The sequence below is a fragment of the Citrobacter sp. Cpo103 genome, from assembly GCF_030332605.1.
Classification (GTDB): Bacteria; Pseudomonadota; Gammaproteobacteria; order Enterobacterales; family Enterobacteriaceae; genus Citrobacter; species Citrobacter portucalensis.
Map to the genome: position 1 here is coordinate 47,847 of NZ_JAOWHO010000029.1, position 18,583 is coordinate 66,429.

15 protein-coding genes are annotated in these 18,583 nt (G+C 54.1%); 4 read left to right on the plus strand and 11 right to left on the minus strand.

From position 1 onward, the window contains the following. Positions 1–51: 51 nt before the first annotated feature. A complete protein-coding gene (gene hcaR, locus OGX89_RS08990) occupies positions 52–933 on the plus strand; it encodes a DNA-binding transcriptional regulator HcaR (protein ID WP_003835264.1) in 882 nt (293 codons plus the stop codon). A 4-nt stretch (positions 934–937) separates the two neighbouring features. Here hcaR and OGX89_RS08995 read toward each other — a convergent pair whose 3' ends face one another. The 4 genes from OGX89_RS08995 to OGX89_RS09010 all read right to left on the minus strand — a co-directional run bounded on the left by OGX89_RS08995 (position 938) and on the right by OGX89_RS09010 (position 5,900). Beyond that, positions 938–2,020, minus strand: a complete 1,083-nt coding sequence (locus tag OGX89_RS08995) for a fimbrial protein (protein WP_080470574.1) — start codon at positions 2,018–2,020, stop codon at positions 938–940. Continuing rightward, positions 2,011–4,506 carry a fimbria/pilus outer membrane usher protein gene (locus OGX89_RS09000; RefSeq protein WP_125112740.1) on the minus strand — a complete coding sequence of 832 codons (2,496 nt, stop codon included), beginning with the start codon at positions 4,504–4,506 and terminating at the stop codon, positions 2,011–2,013. The genes OGX89_RS08995 and OGX89_RS09000 overlap by 10 nt, the downstream gene beginning before the upstream one ends. Positions 4,507–4,548: 42 nt before the next feature. After that, on the minus strand, positions 4,549–5,241 hold the full coding sequence (locus OGX89_RS09005) for a fimbrial biogenesis chaperone (protein WP_003835261.1): 693 nt from the start codon (positions 5,239–5,241) through the stop codon (positions 4,549–4,551). An 83-nt stretch (positions 5,242–5,324) separates the two neighbouring features. After that, on the minus strand, positions 5,325–5,900 hold the full coding sequence (locus tag OGX89_RS09010; RefSeq protein WP_286560302.1) for a fimbrial protein: 576 nt from the start codon (positions 5,898–5,900) through the stop codon (positions 5,325–5,327). Between the two features lie 493 nt (positions 5,901–6,393). On the opposite strand from OGX89_RS09010, the gene OGX89_RS09015 reads away from it, so the two are divergent. Then, positions 6,394–7,542 (plus strand): 3-phenylpropionate MFS transporter, encoded by a 1,149-nt coding sequence (locus OGX89_RS09015; protein ID WP_125112739.1) that lies wholly within the window; start codon positions 6,394–6,396, stop codon positions 7,540–7,542. On the opposite strand, the gene csiE is transcribed toward OGX89_RS09015, so the two are convergent. The 7 genes from csiE to OGX89_RS09050 form a co-directional block, all read right to left on the minus strand. Further along, the gene (gene csiE, locus OGX89_RS09020; RefSeq protein WP_003835255.1) at positions 7,537–8,814 is read right to left on the minus strand and encodes a stationary phase inducible protein CsiE; all 1,278 of its coding nucleotides are present in this window, start codon (positions 8,812–8,814) and stop codon (positions 7,537–7,539) included. The two genes, OGX89_RS09015 and csiE, sit on opposite strands and share 6 nt — an antisense overlap. A gap of 883 nt (positions 8,815–9,697) precedes the next feature. Beyond that, complete coding sequence (locus OGX89_RS09025; RefSeq protein ID WP_125112738.1) at positions 9,698–10,297, minus strand: KpsF/GutQ family sugar-phosphate isomerase; 600 nt, start codon at positions 10,295–10,297, stop codon at positions 9,698–9,700. Further along, a complete protein-coding gene (locus tag OGX89_RS09030) occupies positions 10,294–11,931 on the minus strand; it encodes an FGGY-family carbohydrate kinase (protein ID WP_003835250.1) in 1,638 nt (545 codons plus the stop codon). The genes OGX89_RS09025 and OGX89_RS09030 overlap by 4 nt, the downstream gene beginning before the upstream one ends. Positions 11,932–11,948: 17 nt before the next feature. Further along, positions 11,949–12,902: an ABC transporter permease gene (locus tag OGX89_RS09035; protein WP_003037658.1), complete on the minus strand. Its 954-nt coding sequence runs from the start codon at positions 12,900–12,902 to the stop codon at positions 11,949–11,951. Between the two features lies 1 nt (position 12,903). Next, positions 12,904–13,893 (minus strand): ABC transporter permease, encoded by a 990-nt coding sequence (locus tag OGX89_RS09040; RefSeq protein WP_003835246.1) that lies wholly within the window; start codon positions 13,891–13,893, stop codon positions 12,904–12,906. Further along, positions 13,886–15,394 carry a sugar ABC transporter ATP-binding protein gene (locus tag OGX89_RS09045; RefSeq protein WP_125112737.1) on the minus strand — a complete coding sequence of 503 codons (1,509 nt, stop codon included), beginning with the start codon at positions 15,392–15,394 and terminating at the stop codon, positions 13,886–13,888. The genes OGX89_RS09040 and OGX89_RS09045 overlap by 8 nt, the downstream gene beginning before the upstream one ends. Before the next feature lie 103 nt (positions 15,395–15,497). Beyond that, entirely contained in the window at positions 15,498–16,481 is a 984-nt protein-coding gene (locus OGX89_RS09050) for an autoinducer 2 ABC transporter substrate-binding protein (protein ID WP_003037665.1), read from the minus strand. A 420-nt stretch (positions 16,482–16,901) separates the two neighbouring features. Here OGX89_RS09050 and OGX89_RS09055 point away from each other — a divergent pair, with 420 nt between their 5' ends. Together OGX89_RS09055 and OGX89_RS09060 are read left to right on the plus strand one after the other, a co-directional pair. After that, positions 16,902–17,540 carry a DUF1007 family protein gene (locus OGX89_RS09055; RefSeq protein WP_125112736.1) on the plus strand — a complete coding sequence of 213 codons (639 nt, stop codon included), beginning with the start codon at positions 16,902–16,904 and terminating at the stop codon, positions 17,538–17,540. Further along, on the plus strand, positions 17,531–18,511 hold the full coding sequence (locus OGX89_RS09060) for a nickel/cobalt transporter (RefSeq protein ID WP_003835239.1): 981 nt from the start codon (positions 17,531–17,533) through the stop codon (positions 18,509–18,511). The genes OGX89_RS09055 and OGX89_RS09060 overlap by 10 nt, the downstream gene beginning before the upstream one ends. The last annotated feature ends 72 nt before the right edge of the window (positions 18,512–18,583 follow it).

Here is an 18,583-nt window from a genome sequence, read left to right on the forward strand (position 1 = left end):
ATAGTAAATTTCTACCAGTTGAGACATTTTTTCGATAACAAGGAGAAGGGTATGGAACTGAGGCACTTACGCTATTTCGTAGCGGTGGCGCAGGCGCTGAATTTCACCCGAGCGGCAGAAAAGCTGCATACCTCTCAGCCGTCGTTAAGCAGCCAGATCCGCGATCTGGAAACGTGCGTGGGCGTTCCATTGTTGGTGCGGGATAAACGAAAAGTTGCGCTGACGGCGGCGGGAGAGTGCTTTTTACAAGATGCGCTGGCGATCCTCGAACAGGCGGAAAACGCCAAAGTTCGTGCCCGTAAAACGGTGCAGGAAGATAATCATTTCGCCATCGGTTTTGTCCCTTCCGCAGAGGTAAATCTGCTGCCGAAGGTGCTGCCTTTGTTTCGTTTAAAACAGCCTGATACGCACATTGAGCTGGTGAGTCTGATCACCACTGAACAGGAAGAGAAGATCCTGAGTGGAGAGCTGGATGTGGGCTTAATGCGCCACCCGGTGTACAGCCCGGATCTCGATTATCTGGAGCTGATTCATGAGCCGTTAGTAGTGGTTTTACCGGTGAATCATCCGTTAGCTAATGAGCAAGCAATCTCCGCAGAACAACTACACGGCGTGAATTTTGTCAGTACCGATCCGGCCTACTCCGGCGCGTTAGCGATGATTGTCAAAAACTGGTTTCAGCGACAAAAAAGCCAGCCCAACATTGTGCAGGTGGCAACCAACATTCTGGTGACCATGAACCTGGTCGGCATGGGGCTGGGGGTGACTTTGATACCCGGTTATATGAATAATTTTAATACCGGACAGGTGGTTTTCCGTCCTATTGTTGGCGATGTTCCGACCATTGCGCTGTTGATGGCGTGGAAAAAAGGCGAGCTAAAGCCCGCCCTGCAGCATTTTATCGAACTGGCTCAGCGCCAGCCGATGTTGTGAGCCATTATTTCACGAGAACGGTGATGGTCGCGGTACCGCTAAATTTCCCCGGCGCGGGCGTGCCGCCGAGCATATTAATCGGCCAGGCTTCCAGGTTGATTACTCCCTTGCCGGAAGGATCGATATTGATCAATCCATTTGTGAACGGGACATTGACATGGGTCCCGTCGATACGGGCCATTCTCACACCGATGTCCGGGACGTTATTGGCTTCCTGGCGGCGGGCGACTAACGTGTACTGCTCAATCACATCATCAGCATCAATCCTCATTTCCATGCTATTTTTGATGGTTGAGGTATCACCGCAGTCATAGTGAATGTCAAAATTGACCGGTGTATAGCCGTCCGGCATCTGGTCCTTGGTGGTGAAACGGTTGGCGTTGATAAAACCGAGATCGACCTGAATCACGTCGCCCTGGTTGATTTTACAATCCTGGGGCACGGTGATGCTCCCCTGGATGCGCAGTTCGGCGATATCTTCCATGCTGCTCACCGATGGTGGGGTGGACGAACTGGTCCATCCGGCCTGTACTGAGGCGACCAGGGTGTCTGGAATTACCAGTTCCCCCAGGAAGGGTTTGGTGACGTACAGCGTAAAACGGGTGCTCGCGCCAATGGTTACCGGCGCGGCGCGGATCTCCGCTGGGTCAGCCGTGCACACGCTACCTTTGCTGCTGCTGGGGCTGTAAGAGCCACTTTCCTGGATAGGTTTAGTGTTCAGCGGCGTGACCGCCGTCTTCCCAGGAATGTCATCAACTTCAGTTTTAATATCCAGATTATCATTCAACTGGTAAAAGCCGCTGAGTTTACCGTTTTTAGATAGTGCGCTGGTGACCGTATAGTACAACGCCACTTTGCTACTCGCGCTACAGCTGCAATCGATTTGATAAGCATTGCCTGAGAGCGGCGTTGGCAGTTCCAGCGAGGTTCCCGCGACGTTCTGTGCTTGCGTCCAGTCGCTGGCTATATTGACGTTAAAGCTTCCCGTCGCGGAGCAGGCCCCGTTCACCGCGTAGACCGGGGTGATAGGTAGCGCCAGTAGCACGGCGGTAATCCCATTTTTCATCCACAGACTCTTTATTGACATAGCGCGTTCCCATTTTGTATTGCGGTGTTGCGAGCAGAATCTTCCGGCAGGCTGAAGGTAAACTGGCACTGTTGATCTGGCTGATTACCCCAGCGCACGGACCATATCTGCGGCTGGCTGTTTACACCAGTGATATACAGCACGCCACCTTCATCGACGATGCTCTGCTGCGTCTGACTGCTGGCGATGGCGCCGAAGGGCAGTGCTTTTCCGCGCGCATCGATGAGTTTCAGCAGTACGCGGTAGCCGGTCCGGGCAATAAAGTGTGCCGTTACGGCGGCACCGCGATTAGGCACTACGGTGCGCACCGTTTCGGTGACGTCGACGTTATCCGGCATCATTGTGGTATCGAGAGAGATGGCGTTTTCCTGATACGCGGTCAGATAGGGGATCACGGCATAGCCAAAATAGTCGGTGGCGATGCCGGGGTAATTTTTCACCCGGATCCCTGCCGCGCCGTTGGCGTCAATCAGCGCGAAGGCATTGCCCAGCGACTGCGACAGGGTCACGCCGTGACGATGGGCGACAATACCACCAGAGAGACCGTAGCTCAGTTGGCGGTTATCGCTGCTGTAGTCGTAACCGGCATTCACGGTGCCGTAGGCAGAACGGTAGCTGCCGTACAGACTGCTGCTGCCCGGATCGCCGCCTTCGCTTTGCCGTTGTTTCAGGTTATAAGTCAGCCGACGGTCTTCCAGCAGCGAGCCATTGATGCCCACTTCGTGCTGAGTAGCGCGATCGCGCTGGTCAGTGGTGCGCCAGGTTGCCTGCGCATGCGACAGCCAGCGATCCAACGGCACGCTCAGGCTGAGCGACAGCGTACGGTCGTTGTCGCTGTCATGTGAGTCGGTAAACTGGCCGCTGAGGTTATAGCTCACGCCCCACAGATTGCCGTTCAGGCCAATGGACAGGTTTTTATCCTGCTGCTCGCGATCCCAGTACTCCTGCTGCGAGCCAGAGGCGTAGAAACTGATACCAGAAAACAACGTCTGGCTGACAGTGAACTGAGCTTCATTGCGCAGGTGATCGCCGCCGTTGATACCCTTCTGGTTGGCGTCGGAGAAGTTGAAATAACCGCTGCTGGTGTAGCGGTAGTAGCTTAGCGACACGCTGGTGCCGCTTTCCGGTAGGTCTTTGATGTACTGGGTGCGCCAGCTGTAGCCATGATAGCTTTCATCATTATCAAGCTGAGTGTCCGCGCGGCTGACGTCCATCGATACTGCTCCCAGAACGCCAAGCGTAGAGCCGAGGCCCAGCGCCAGCGCTCGGTAGTCCTGCGAGGCGTTCAGGCCGCCGTAAAGCGTGAACGCGTTGTTCAGACCATAGCTGGCGGTGCTTTCAAGGAACTCCGGCTCGTGGCTGTCCTGCGAGCTGGCAGCGCGAAAGCGCCCCGCGGTGACGCTGTATTTTAGATAACCCGGTCTTTGCATCTGCGGCAGCGCGGAGAACGGCTGGACGAAATGACGTATGCTGCCGTCGGCTTCTTCGATAGTGACGTCTAAGTCGCCGCTGAACGCCGAAGGGTAGAGATCGTTGATTTCAAAAGCCCCCGCCGGAACGTTGCTTTGATACAGGATGTAGCCGTTTTGCCGTACCGTAACGATAGCGCTGGAGTTGGCGATGCCGCGAATGGTCGGCGCAAAACCGCGCTGGCTGTTGGGTAGCATGGTTTCATCAGAGTACAGCCGCACGCCGGTAAACTGATAGCTGGAGAACACCGTGCCTTCGGTGGCGCTCTCGCCTATCACCAGCTGCGATTTCAGGCTTTTGATATCCCGTTGTAGCCAGCTATTAATGCTATCCCAACGCGTGTCATTATCGCTGTGCGCCCAGGTCGAGTAATTGCGTAGTCGCCAGGGGCCGATGTTGGCGCCATTTTGCATATTCAGATACTGGCGCCGATCGCTGTCGTTGTCGTACTGGTTTTGCGAACCGCTAAAGTTGTAGTTGGTGAACAAAACCGGCATCCCGTCGTCCCAGCGAGCAGGATCTACATAGCCGCGGGCGTCACGGTAAAGGGCAATCTGCGGCACGCTGAGATTCAGTCGGCTGTGGTTGATATCAAACTGTGAGATGCTGCCGGGAATCGCCTGCGTCAGGTCGGCAACCGTCGTGGCGTTGTCCTGCTCCGCCCACTGTGGATAGTTGTCGATTTTAAAGCCCAGTTCACGCAATTGCCCGAGGGTGAACTGAGGAATCAACTGGTGTTCTTTACCTGCAACGAACGGCAGCTTACGCTGGCCGGTTTTCTTGTTGTTAATATAAATATCAACAATATATTCGCCGGGAAGCTGGGCGTTATTCTGCGAAAATACCGCCAGATCCACCGCCTGTTGGCCGCTTTTCTCCGTTTCCAGAAGGGTTGGATCAAAGTAGAAGTCACCGGCCCAGGCATGGCCGGAGGCCAGGCATCCGCTGGCGATTGCGCAGTGCAACCAGAAGGCAAGTGGCTTCACGGTTGATAAATTCGGCGTTCTTTGCGTCATATCGCTTGTCATTCCCTGAGAGCTATCATCGTGAGGCGCGGCTTATTGCAGCGTCTGGGTTTCTGTTTTGGTGGTACCGCCATAGTCGTTGATCGCGGCCCACTGCACCGTTTTCCCTGCGGCGGCGGGGACCGCCAGCCGTTTATGCTCGCCGGGAGCGATGTAATCGATTTTATTCGTGAGATCGGTTTTCCCTAGCGCAAGACCGGCGAATACGACGTGATAAGCCGATGGGTTATATATATCTAACTCATTATTGCTATATTTATATTCAAGAGATTTATAAGCGTCGTAAGGCTTGCCGACTAAATTTGTCGGGCGATAAAATAGTTTTATTCGTGTTTTAAATACCAGCGTTAGCGTATTATTATTCGCATCGGTGGTTTGGTTTTTGGCAGGAATAGCGCGCACATTAATAAAGAACAACGATTCTTTATCGTTAGCAATGTTTTCAGATGATTTTATAATTCGTAATGATGAATCGTTATCAGCATCGAGGCGAAAAAGCGGCGGCGTAATAATAAAGGGGCCTCGTGCGGTTCCCTGTGCATTGTCGACCCACGACTGCAATAAATAAGGCAGACCTTCACTGCGGTTAGCCACCGGCAGCGCGGCCTCTTTTTTCCCGGCATCGTAGATGACACGGGTTCTCTGTAGCACAATACCGCCAGCGAGGCTTTGGCTGACCCAACTGCCCAGCACCAATGCCAAAGCGAGCGCGGTGTTTTTTTTCATCGCTGTAATCCTTAACCTGATGTCAAAAAACGTCTCTTTCCATCTCAGCGGGAAGAAGGGATGGAAAGAGACGGTATACGGGATTAGCGGTAGTCGATGGTGACGTCAACGCTGGCGTTGGCTTCGCCTGGGGAGATCTCTTTAGAATCTACAGTGGAGACGTAATAGGCTTGTAGCCCTACGATAGTGGTGCCATCGGCTTCCGGGGCAAAACTGATTTTTGAATCAGCCGCGGGCAGCTTATTCAGCACCATCGTTGCGTTGTCGCTGGCTCTTGCGATACGGATGCCCACGCCGGTTGCGGCGGTATCCATGCTGCTAACGGCGACCAGATCGTCGTGATCGGCTACGGTGCCGCCAGCGCGCGTTTCCAGCCACAGTTGGAACGAGTTGTCCGTTGTGCCATCAACGTGCTCCCACGGGGTGGCTGGGCAGTTTTCCAACGGAATATTAACCGGAATCGCCGGGCTGGTATCACCGACAGTTTTAAACTGCGCGGCGTAATGACCCAGTTCCACGTTGATGACGTCACCATCGGCGAATTCACAGGTGCTGGTTAGAATTTCACCCGTAAATTCAATTTTACCGTCCGTCGCCCATGCGCTTCCCGCAGAAAGCGCCAGCAAGCTAACCGCTATAGATTTTGCAATTTTGTTCATTAAAGTCCCTCTTATTTGATAAACCTGTTAGCAATTAAATTAATGAAAAGACAAAGATCAAAATTAATTGCTGGGCAATGGTATTCGATATGCGCTGGCAGTCATATTAATAAGCGAGATTTTCAGATTATATTTATTAAAAATGAACGAGCTAACTGCTATTACATTTAAATAATTTTAAATTGGTGGGGATTCAAAATATTGTAATCACGAATATTGGCTGTTAAGTGATATACTTGTGATGATATTAAGGCTTTTGTTATTCATCTGAGTATTTTTCGCAAAATCCATTCAATTCCTTGCATTACTGTTTATTCATCCCAGCATGTTCTCTGCTTTAAAATCATACAGATGTAAACGATTGCGGATGCGGATGACCAATCGTGTTGGTTAAAGGTGATGTTTGTCACAATTATTTCGTAAATGTGAACGGTAGTACTCTTCAGAATGTGGTTTGAGTCATTAGACTAGGGCTTCCAAAACAGGAGGACCCATGGCTTTGCATTCCACGCGCTGGCTGGCGCTCGGTTATTTCACCTATTTCTTTAGCTACGGTATCTTTCTGCCTTTCTGGAGCGTCTGGCTCGAAGGGTTAGGGCTGACGCCGGAAACCATCGGTTTACTGCTGGGCGCGGGGCTGATTGCCCGTTTTCTCGGTAGTTTGCTGATTGCGCCGCGTGTGAGCGATCCCTCCCGGCTGATCTCAGCGTTACGTATTCTGGCTCTGTTGACGCTGGTGTTTGCGCTGGCCTTCTGGGCGGGAACCAACGTGGCGTGGCTGATGGTGGTGATGATCGGCTTTAACCTTTTTTTCTCACCGCTGGTACCGCTGACCGACGCGCTGGCCAACACCTGGCAGAAACAAATCACCATGGATTACGGTCGGGTGCGACTATGGGGATCCGTGGCTTTTGTGATCGGCTCCGCGTTAACCGGCAAACTGGTGAGCCTGTTTGACTATCGGGTGATCCTGGTCCTGCTATCGCTTGGCGTCGCCTCGATGCTGCTGGGCATGATGATTCGCCCGAGCGTGCAGCCAGCGGGTGAAAACCGTCAGCAGGAGAGTGCGGGATGGCCCGCCTGGCGCGCGCTGATAACCCAGAGCTGGCGTTTTCTTGCTTGCGTGAGTCTGCTACAGGGGGCGCATGCTGCGTATTATGGTTTCAGCGCCATCTATTGGCAGTCTGCTGGATATTCCGCTTCGGCGGTGGGCTATTTATGGTCACTAGGTGTGGTGGCGGAGGTGATTATTTTCGCGCTTAGTCACAAGCTGTTCCGTCGCTTTAGCGCCCGCGATCTGCTGCTGCTTTCCGCCGTTTGCGGGGTGGCGCGTTGGGGATTGATGGGCTGGAGCACCGAGCTGCCGTGGCTGATCGTGGTGCAAATCCTCCATTGCGGAACCTTTACCGTCTGCCACCTGGCGGCAATGCGTTATATCGCGGCACGCCAGGGGAGCGAAGTTATTCGTTTGCAGGCGGTGTATTCCGCGATAGCGATGGGCGGCAGTATCGCCATCATGACCGTATTCGCGGGCTATCTGTACCAGAATCTGGGCAGCGGCGTGTTCTGGGTGATGGCGCTGGTGGCGCTCCCGGCAATCGTTCTGCGCCCGAAGGTGGTCGCGCAGCCTGCAACGTTATGATTCGAGAATTTTGCGGATCTGCTGCTGCTGATGCGGCGTAAGCGCCAGATCCGCATGAATCAACGGGGGTGAAAATAGCGGTAGTGGCGTGGTGTACGGCGTAATAATCAGCGTTACACCGCGCGGAGCACCCTCTTTTTGAAAGTCCTGCATCGGCATATGTTTTACGTTGAGCGGCAGCAGCGTCAGTTCGCGTAGCTGTTGCTCTATATGCACTTCAAGTTGTTCATTACTACCGGTCAGCAGGATTATCTGCTTTTCGTGTAAATCCTTCTCCTGCATCAGCCAGGCGCCGAAAATAACGGCCACCAGCCCGATCTCTTCTTCGGAAAATTGCACATCGTATTCGGCCTCGAAGCCGTGAATCGCCTCGCGGGTAGTACGAACCAGCCGGGGATAAAGGCGGCTGAACTCCTCCGGCAGCGTGTTATCAATGCCGATGGCAAACACGCTGCGGTTCAGTGCCTGAGCCAGGTGGATATACAACTGGTCATTCAGCCCTTGCTCATCGCTGAAGCGCACATTGCCATACTCGCGAAAACGTAGCACCAGCCGCGCAATAGCAAGACGCAGGCGGCGATCCTGATGGTGATTATCGCGAATCGGGTCGGGGATACGAAGCATTGAGAACAGCAACGCCATAAACAGCGATTCGCCCAGTGGTGCACTCTGCATGACGTGGCGCTGCCAGTGACGGCCAATTTCCTCTGCGAGCGGATATTCCGCGCAGGATTGCGCCCAGCGTTGCTGGAGTGGGTTAAACTCCGGGGTGATCCCCGCGTGGTGCTGTAGCAGGCAATACTGTAAATACAGACGCAGGAACTGGATGTCACGACACTCAAACGGTTTCTGCAAGCGCCGGGAACACAGATTAATGAGCGCATGCAGATTGGTGTCGTCATACAGCGTACGTGCGATCCCCCTTTGTTTAAGTTCTGCTTTTAACGCCGGGGTAAACTGCTGAGCGATAAAGGCAGGGCAAATCCGCAGGCCACGGCGCAGCCACTGCAACAGACACAGACGTTGATTTAGCGGGGTTCCTTCGATCGTATAGCCACCATTCTGCGCGGTGGCTATCGCGAGCCGGTGATAGCGCTGGATTTCGAGTCCTGCGCCAATAATATCTTCCTGAACCGTGGCATCATCGACGCCGTTGAGGCTGCTGAAGGTTTGTGTAGTCGCGATTTGCCCCGGCAGGAAAAGCGTCAGCAGCACCTGGCAACGGCGCTGGGGAGCGGAAAGTACAGATGGTGGGGCAAGCGTTGACATCATCTGTAGGATCTCCCGTGAGTATGTTTGATAAGAATAGCTAAAGTTTGCTCATAGATTTTGAGAATGGAATGCTTTCCACCAGGAATGCTGGAGAGCGTCACAGAATTTTTAACGTGCGGAACAGATAGCGGTAGTGGAACGCAGCGCGTTAATCCGCTTTTTCACTGTTTTATCTTTTGTTTAGATATGCCAGAGATGTACTGCATGTCATGTTAAACATGATGGAGAATATTTTATTCCGCTATGGGGTTCCGTTCACCCCAGCGTTATCACTTCTCTGAATCAGAGATACCCGTGAACGTGCAAGGGAGGCTCACCGCCGCCTCCCTTGCATCCCAGGCTCCCGGCGGGAAAATCGTCGCGATGCGATTCATTCGTCTTATGCCGTCTGCCTGTCGGGTCGGGGACGAGCCTGCGTCCCTGCAGGCCGTCCCCTCTGCCCGCATCCATGCGGGCAGACCCGGTCAGCCGTCAACGACTCATCGATTTTCAGCCGGACCGGGGTCATCGCTTCAACGCTCTGACTTCCAGTGAAACCCGTTTTGCTGTTTAAACAAAAAACGCAGATGGTCAGGTGTGGGCTGGTCCGGCTGAAAATTGCCGACGTGTTTCCGTAAGGCCGGGAGAGCCAGCATGGATGCTGGCTCAGGGCGCGCTTTGCAAGGACGCTACCTCGCGCCCGGCCCGGTAGCCTGGAGGAATAAGCGGAGGGTATTGCGTAGCAACAATTTTCCCGCGGGGAGCCGGGATTGTTAAGGGTACGGCGATAGTACCCTTAACACGTTCACAGGCAGTATCGTTTCAGAGAAGTGAAAAACATAAGGTGAACGTAGCAATATACCGGAGGCAACAGATTCATTACCTCCGAAACAGCTGTCTGGCGTTACTTACCACGGCTCAGCGTTAATCCCACATCACCACCTGGATGCACAGACAACAGCGTCTCCTTTGAGTAACCGCTTTCGCTCATCAGGCAGGCGCAGGCGGCGTCAAAGATAGCCAGCACCAGTAAAATAGAGGTGGTGGCTAACATGTTCAGCGGGTCGGCCTCACGCTGGACGCCGGTGGAAATCACCAATCTCGACGCTTTAGCAATGGCTGAATCGGCGTTTTCAGTCACGCTCAGAATCGGCACATTTCGCGCATTCAGCCCGGGCAACAGCCGGGTGAGTTCGTCCGAATTCCCCCCACGCGACAGCATAATCACCAGGTCGTTGTCGCGTAAAAAACCGAGATCGCCATGCGCCGCGTCCGTCGCGTTGAGGTAGATCGCCGGGCGTTCCACGCACGCAAGCATATGCGCCACTTTACGCGCCGCAATGCCGGAGGTACCGACGCCAGTGACAACGATTTTGCTCCGGCAACCGCGCAGCTCCGCCATTAGCGACTGCCAGAGCGGTTCAGTCAGATGCTGCCCCAGACCCGCCAGGGCATCGCTATAGAGCTGAAATACGCCGGTAGCCTGAGACCAGGAGTTACTCATGCTTCCTCCTGCATCAACTGGCGATATTTCATATGATCCTGATACATCTCGTGGAATACCCGATATTTGCGATCGTAGTACTGCTTAATGCGATTTGTTTGCGGGGTAACCGTTTTACCAATCCGACTCATCGCCGACATCGCTTCCGGGAAGGTTTCGAATACGCCCGCGGCGATAGTTCCCATCATGGCGCCACCCAGCAGCATGGCCTCGCTCTCTTCAGGCAGCAGCATGGCGCAGCCGGTGGCGTTGGCATGTTCCTGAACGAAGATCGGGTTTTTCGTCCCGCCGCCGCTGGCCATTATCGTATCGATGGTGTAGCCGCTTTGATTCATCGTTTCAATGATATGGCGGGTTCCCAGCGCAATGGCCTGGATGGTCGCAAGGTACTGTAGCGCCATATCTTCCGGCGTACGTGACAGCTTCAGTCCGGTGATTGCGCCCGTGAGCGTTGGGTTAGCGCGCGGCGAGCGGTTGCCGTGGAAATAGGGCAGGATGTGCATGTCGCGGGTTAAAAACGCGATATCTTCCGGCTCACCGGCCATTTTACGCAACAGCGCATTCAGCACTTCGTAAATGGTTTGCCCCTGAGATTTAGCCTGCGCCAGCAGGGTTTCGTAGCAAGGATGCGACTGAATAACGTGGTCGATTAACGCCCCGGTTGCCGACTGCCCACCTTCGTTAAGCCAGTATTCTGGCAGTACGGCTGAGTAGTAAGGACCCCAGACGCCGCCGATAAAACGTGGCTCTTTGGAAATTGCCATGTGTCCGGTAGAGGTGCCGCCAATCAGCGCGATACGACGGTCAAAATCCGCCACCTCGCCGGAAACACCGCTTGCCCCGAGCGTGCCGAGGGTACCGGCGTGGGCATCGATGATCGAGACGCTGACAGCTGTCCCCGGAATCAGCCCCATTTCGCTGGCGGCGCGCGCAGACAGCCCGTGACCGAGCGGTTCGCCCATGGTTTTCACGTAGCGACCAATTTTGGCGGCATCATGCTCCAGCAAATCTTCCAGCCCAATCTGGCGAAAATAGCTGGCATCCCATTTGTCTTCATGGCCCATATAGGTCCATTTACACACCGTCGAACACAATGAGCGCGTGTCATCGCCCGTTGCGCGCCAGGTCAGGAAATCGGGCAGGTCAAAATAGTAGCCCGCATTAGCCCATGTATTGGGCATATGCTGCTTCAGCCACAGCAGTTTTGGCGTCTGCATTTCCGGGGAGATAATGCCGCCAACGTAGTCCAGCACCCGATGATGCAGGGCGTTGATACGCTCGGCCTGAGTAATGGCGCGGTGATCCATCCATACAATGATGTTCTGTTCACTGCGCCCGGACGGGCTGATGGTCAGCGGTTTACCTTCTTTGTCCAGCACCACCAGTGAACAGGTCGCGTCAAAGCCCAGACCTTTCACCTGGATAGGGTTGATATCCGACTGGTTAATCGCATCGCGAACCGCGTTACACACCGCCTGCCAGATGTTATCGGAAGACTGCTCAACAAAATCGGCCTGCGGGCGGTAAATCTCGATGGCCCGACTGGCCTGACCGACCATTCTGCCGTTGAGATCAAACACGCCAGCACGGGCGCTTCCGGTTCCGACATCCACACCAATAAAGTAACTTGCCATAATTTTTTCTCCTGAAATCAGGCTTTACGATTCTGTAATGCGATAAAGAGGATCAGCACCGCGCCCCACAGCGCCATCGTCAGATAGCTGCTGACCCCCAGCAAGTTAAGGCCGCTTTCCAGCATTTGCAGCACAATCAGTGCCAGCACCAGGCCGATAATGCGCCCGAAGCCGCCATCCGGGTTGATACCACCGAGGACGGAGGCAAGGATGGTGACCAGCAGGTAGGATTCACCGTATCCGGCTTTAGCTGAGTTGAATTTCGCCATCATCAAAATGGCGGCGACCCAGCCGAGCAGGGCAGAAATCACGTACACCGAAATTTGTACCCTCACGGTATTCACGCCGCTGTAGCGGGTAGCCTGTTCATTGGAACCAACGAGATACAGGCTGCGCCCAAGCGTGGTGTGTTCCAGCAGTACCCACAGCAGGATTGCTACCAGGAAAAAGAGCAGTAGCGCCACCGGAATACCGGCAATCGTGGCGTTGCCGAGATATTGAATGGCGGTCGGGAAACCGGAAATCACCGTCCCGTTGGAAAGCAGAATATTCAGCCCGGAGATAAGCGTCATCGTGCCGAGCGTGGCGAGAATAGGCGAGACCCCGACCCAGGCAATCAGCGCACCGTTGAGCGTGCCGATAGCCACCGCCACGGCAGCGCCAGCCAGCAGCGCCAGCACCAGAAACAGCGGGTTATCCGGATGGGTGACGATAATCGCCGCCATCACCAGCGAGCAGGCGTTCGCCCCGGCAATAATCGACAGGTTAATACCGCCGGTCAGCATGGTCATGCCCATCCCGAGGGCCAGCATGCCGAGGATTGGTAGCTGTGAGCCAATCGACTGGAAGTTAGCGACGCTAAAGAAACGGCTGCCGAGCAGGGCCGAGAAGACCAGGGCGACGACCACAATAATCACGCATTGCAGACGAATGATGGCATCACCGGGTAAAAATCTGGCGATTGTTTTCATCTCAAAGCTCCCTTGCCAGTTTGCGTTTTTCGTTCCAGGCCGTGGCGCTAATGCTGACCAGGATAATGGCGCCGCTGAACACGGTGTGCCAGTAAGAGGAGACACTGAGCAGCGTCAGGCCATTTTGTAAGAAGGCCAGCAGAACCACGCCGAGCAGGGTTCCGGTCAACGTACCGCGCCCGCCGCTCATGCTGGTTCCGCCGAGTACTACTGCTGCCAGCACCGTCAGCTCAAAGCCGAGCAGCGAATTGGGCGCAACTGACTGGGTGATTTGTGCCTGAACCACGGCGGCAATGCCTGCCAGAATGCCCATGTAGCCATAGACGTAAAAATGCAGCTTCAGCAGATTCAGCCCAAGGCGCGAGGCCGCGTCGCGGTTGCCGCCCATGGCGTAAACCTGACGGCCAAGACGGGTATAGTTCATCAGCACGGCGGTAAAGATGATCACCGCCGCCAGGCACAGCAGGGGCAGGGTCAAACCGTAGTCGTAGCCATCCGCCGCGGTGAACGAGAACCAGTTAATGCCGTTCATAAACCAGTCCGGGAAGCCATACAGCCAGGTGCCTTTGGTGGCGTAAACCAGCAGGCCGTAGTAGACGTTCAGCGTCGCGATGGTAATGATGATTGCCGGGACGCGCAGCCAGTAGACCAGAAAACCGTTGATCAGCCCCAGCAGCAGGCCTACCGCAATGGCAATGATTAACGCCAGCGCGAAGTTGCCGCCGTGACCGATAACCCAACTGGCCATTGCATACTGGGCTATCGCGGTCATCGCCGGAAATGAGATGTCGATCCCGCCGGAAATCAGCACCACAAACAGTCCACAGGCCAGGATGCCGAGAATCGCGTAGCTGGTGGCCACATCCGTCAGGTTCCCCAAAGACAAGAACTCGTCGGTGCTGACGCTCAGCCCAACGGCAAGGGCTACAACCAGCAGGCCCAGCCAGAACTCATGTTGCCCGATTAAACGGGAGAGATGCATCTTATTCATTGATTACCTCGACCACTTCAGCAATCTCCTCTTCACGGCATTGATGAGGATTAAATTCCGCCACCAGCTTGCCGCGACGCATTACCAGCACGCGGTGGCTGTTGTAATACGCTTCCGGGATTTCATCGCAAATCATCAGCACCGCCATACCCTGTTCCGCCAAATCGCGGGCTATCTGGTAAATGCCCTCTTTGTTGGCGATATCCACGCCGACGGTAGGCGAGTCGAGGATCAGGATACGGGGATTGGTCGCCACCCATTTGGCAATGGCGATACGTTGGGCATTACCGCCGGAAAGGGTTTTGACCGGCAAGTGCGGATCGGACACTTTGATATTCAGTTCGCGGATTAAATCGGCGACCAACTTTTGCGCTTTACGATGATCGAGCAGGCCGCTACCGGTGTGCAGTTGATCAAACACCGTGACGATGGTGTTGTCATAGATCGACTGCTCCATGATCAGCCCCTGCGTCAGGCGATCTTCTGAGACATAGCCGATCCCGTGTTGGATGGCGTCATGGTTATTGCGCAGAGTAACCGGCTGACCGTTAATGCGAATCTCGCCGTTTTCCGGATGCGTCATACCAAACAGGCTCAGACAAAGCTCAGTGCGCCCGGCACCCAGCAGACCAACAATGGAGACGATCTCGCCGCCGTGCAGCGACAGATTAATGTTTTGGTATTTGCCTCTGCGGCTCAGATTGCGCAGCTCAAGCAGCGGCTCTTGCTCAATCGCGGGCCTTTCCGGCAGTGGGCTGTAGTGGAAGCGTTGTCCGGTCATCAGGAAGGCCAGCTCGTGGCTGTCGAGTTCGCTGGCAGGGTATGTGCCCACCAGTTTGCCGTCGCGCATTACGCTGATGCGATCCGCCACTTCCATCACCTCATCCAGACGATGGCTGACAAACACGACGCAAATTCCGGCCGCTTTCAGTTCATTAACTACCCGCAGCAGGCCATTAACCTCCTGGCGGGTTAGCGAGGCGGTGGGCTCGTCCATAATCACCAGACGCGCGTCGGCGGCTATCGCCCGGCAAATGGCGACCAGCTGTCGATCAGCAATTGAGAGTTTTTCAACTTTTTTATCGGGATCGATATTCACCCCGATACGTTTCATGGCTGCCAGCGCCTGCTGTTTCATGGCGCCACGACGCACCCAGATATCGCCACCCGGTAGATAGCGGTTGACCGCGATATTTTCTGCGACGCTAAAATTGGGGAACAACGACAGGTCCTGATAAATAACCTGAATGCCATAATGGGAAGAGAGCTGCGGCGTCAGATGATGGAACAGTTTTCCGTCGAGTAAAATTTGCGCGCCTTTTTCCGGGTGATAAACCCCGGAGATCACTTTAATAATGGTACTTTTACCACAGCCGTTTTGACCCGCCAGACAGTGAACTTCGCCTTTTCTTAGCGTCAGATTCACGTTATCCAGCGCCAGCACGCCCGGGAATTGTTTGCTGATATTCTCAAGAGTGATAAATGCGGTGGTGTCTGCCATGGACAATACCCCTGCGCGCGTCCGGGGGGACGCTGAGTGTTAGTTTGGTTGATAGCGCCGACCAGACGGTCGGCGTTAAGGTTCCCTGGTGTTGGCTAAAGCCTTAGAAACCAAGTGATTGTGCGTTGTCTTTGGTGACTTCGAGGATCTTGTTAAAGCGGATCACTTTCTTCTCCGTGTCGATATCGGCTTTCCCTAAACCATCGATACTCAGATCGGCGTTCACTTCTTTGCCCTGCAACAGCTGATCGGCAACGGTGACCAGCGCGTAGCCCGCGTCTTTTGGATCCCACAGCAGCGCTTTTTTGATATCACCGCGCATCAGGTAAGGTGCTGCCTGCGCTGGCATAGCGATCCCGACGACGGCGATCTTATCTTTGGCGCGTTTTTTCTGCACAGCCTGACCCGCACCAATTGGACCCAGTGAGCCGAAGCCGATAATGCCCTTCATCTGTGGGTAGGTTTTCATCAGATCCAGCGTTGTGGCGTAGGATTTATCGATACTTTCCGCGACCGGCAGACGTGAAGTGACTTCGAACATTTCCGGATATTTTTCTTTCTGGTACTTAATTGCATAATCCGCCCACGCGTTATGCAGTGGGACTGTCAGCGAACCAACATAGATGGCATATCCGCCTTTGCCGCCCATATTTTTCGCTAACTCATCGACGTTGGCCTGGGCGTATTTTTCACTGTCGATGGTTTCGATATCCCACTGGCCAATTTGCTCATCCGGGGATTCGTGCGTTAGCACCACGATGCCTTTATCGCGCGCTTTTTTCAGTACCGGCTCAAGGACCTTGGCATCATTCGGCACCACGATGATCGCATTAACGTTTTTGGCGATCAGATCCTCAATCACTTTCACCTGCTGCGCCGGGTCCGGCGTTGAAGGCCCGGTCTGGTAAGCATTCACATCCAGTTTTTTTGCTGCTTCATTTACGCCGGTTTCCATCCGGTTAAACCATGGGATCCCGGTGACTTTGGCAACCACAGCAATTTCATATTTTTCCGCCGCAAAGGACGTGCCGGACAACATGCATGCAGAAACCAGGGTTGCACTGAGTAATGCGAGTTTGAATTTCATAGTTGTACCTTTCGTAGGGGGCAGGACATGTCACGGCGTGAAGTTAACAATGAATGGAAGAGGGAATGAATCATAAGTTTGATAAATGTGATATACGCCCATTATTGTGAATTTATGGAAATAAAATAGTTAGCAATTGGTTAAATTTGCATGATTTTACATTCAATTGCTCAAATTTAGTGTTAATTAAATATTAAAATGAAACTATAAATTAACATTTTATTATCATTTGACTTAAGTTATGACGCTGAAAAGGTGTTTGGGCGGAATTTCCTGAAGAAGAAATTATCGAAATTGAGAACTGAATCGATACCGGAAAAGGGTGCTCAATATTTTTTCGTTCAATGGTATCCTCAGCACACTTTCGCCAAACCCGGCATCATTATTTGTGGCGGTGTAGATTTTCATCGTGGAGAACTCATGCAAGGCGTTAAACGTATCATTATCACGTTGTTTCTCGCTGTCCTGTCCTTTGGCGCAGGCGCGCATCCCCACAGCTTTATCCATCTGAAAACTGAGGTAGTGAGCGAGAATGACCAGTTCGTCGCGCTGAAAATGCGCTGGACGATGGATGAAATTACCTCGGCGGATCTGCTTTACGATGCGGGAAATGCCAAACCTGGTGATGAGATCTGGAAGAAACTGGCGGCGGAAGTGATGGCCAACGTTCTCGGGCAGCACTATTTCACCGAAGTGTGGCACGACGGGAAAAAGGTAAAGTTTAAAAACAGGCCGACGGAATATGGCATGGCGCGGGAGGAACACCAGGCAGTGCTGACGTTCGTTTTGCCGCTGGCCGAAGCTCAGCCGCTGAGTGGTCAAAAATATACCCTTTCAACCTTCGACCCGACCTACTACGTTGATATGAGCTATGACAAAGACAGCGACGCCAGGCTGGGGCAGGCCATAAGCCAGAAATGCCGGATTTCAGTACATACGCCGACGCCCAATGAACAAACGCTGAGCTTTGCGCAGTCGCTGGATAAAGAAGACGCACCGCCGGAGGATATGGAGTTGGGTAAACAGTTTGCACAGACGGTAACGCTGCAATGTCAGTAGTTTATCAACAACGTGCAGCCAGACGTCGCTGGCTGACGCTATGGCCGCTGGCGGTCTTTTTGCTGCTGGCGGCAGGCGGCATACTGTGGTTATGGCAGGCCTGGCCACAGGTGATGATGAAAAGTGTCGTCTGGCAGCGCGATGTTAACCAACAGATGAGTGGGTTGCTGAAAGCGGTTGCCGCCAGTCCGACCCAGGCCGGGGGATCGCTGTTGTTGTTTAGTTTTCTCTACGGCGTTCTTCATGCGCTGGGGCCGGGACATGGAAAAATCGTCATTGCTACCTGGCTGGCAACGCATCCCTCGAAGCTGAAGTCGAGTATTGGTCTGACGCTGGCCTCATCTTTATTACAGGGGCTGGTCGCCATCGGACTGGTGGTTGTGGTGCTTACCATCTTGCAGTTGCCTGCACGACAGCTACATATGAGTAGTTTCTGGCTGGAGAAAGGGAGTTATGCGCTGGTTGGCGTGTTGGGTGTTTTATTGTGCGTCCGTGCGCTGAAGAAATTGCGCCAGCTGCTGCGCCGTCCAAAATTCACTGCCTTCACGCCGCATCATGTGCATCACGAGGGTTGCGGCTGCGGGCATCAGCATTTGCCCGATCCTGAACAGTTGCGAAGCGGGGATGACTGGCGCGCCCGGCTGATGATCGTGCTGTCTATGGGGATGCGCCCGTGCTCGGGGGCCATTATGGTTTTACTGTTCAGCAAAGTGGTTGGCGTGTTTAGCTGGGGTATGGCGTCGGCGCTGGCGATGGCGGCAGGAACCTCTTTGACGATTACGTCACTGGCTCTGCTGGTACACAGTTTCCGCTCGCTGGCGGTGAAACTTAGCGGGCATAAAGCGCCGGTATTGTGGCGACAGATTGGCTGGACGACGCTGGCATTAGCCGGTGGTGCGGTGCTGATCGCTGCTGCGGTAGTGATGTGGATGAGTGCGGTGCCGGTAGGGCGAGGGATAAGACCGTTTTAGCACTGTTGTAGGATGAATGCCTGATGGCGCTTCGCTTATCAGGCCTACGGGGAACTTCCCTGGTAGGCCGGA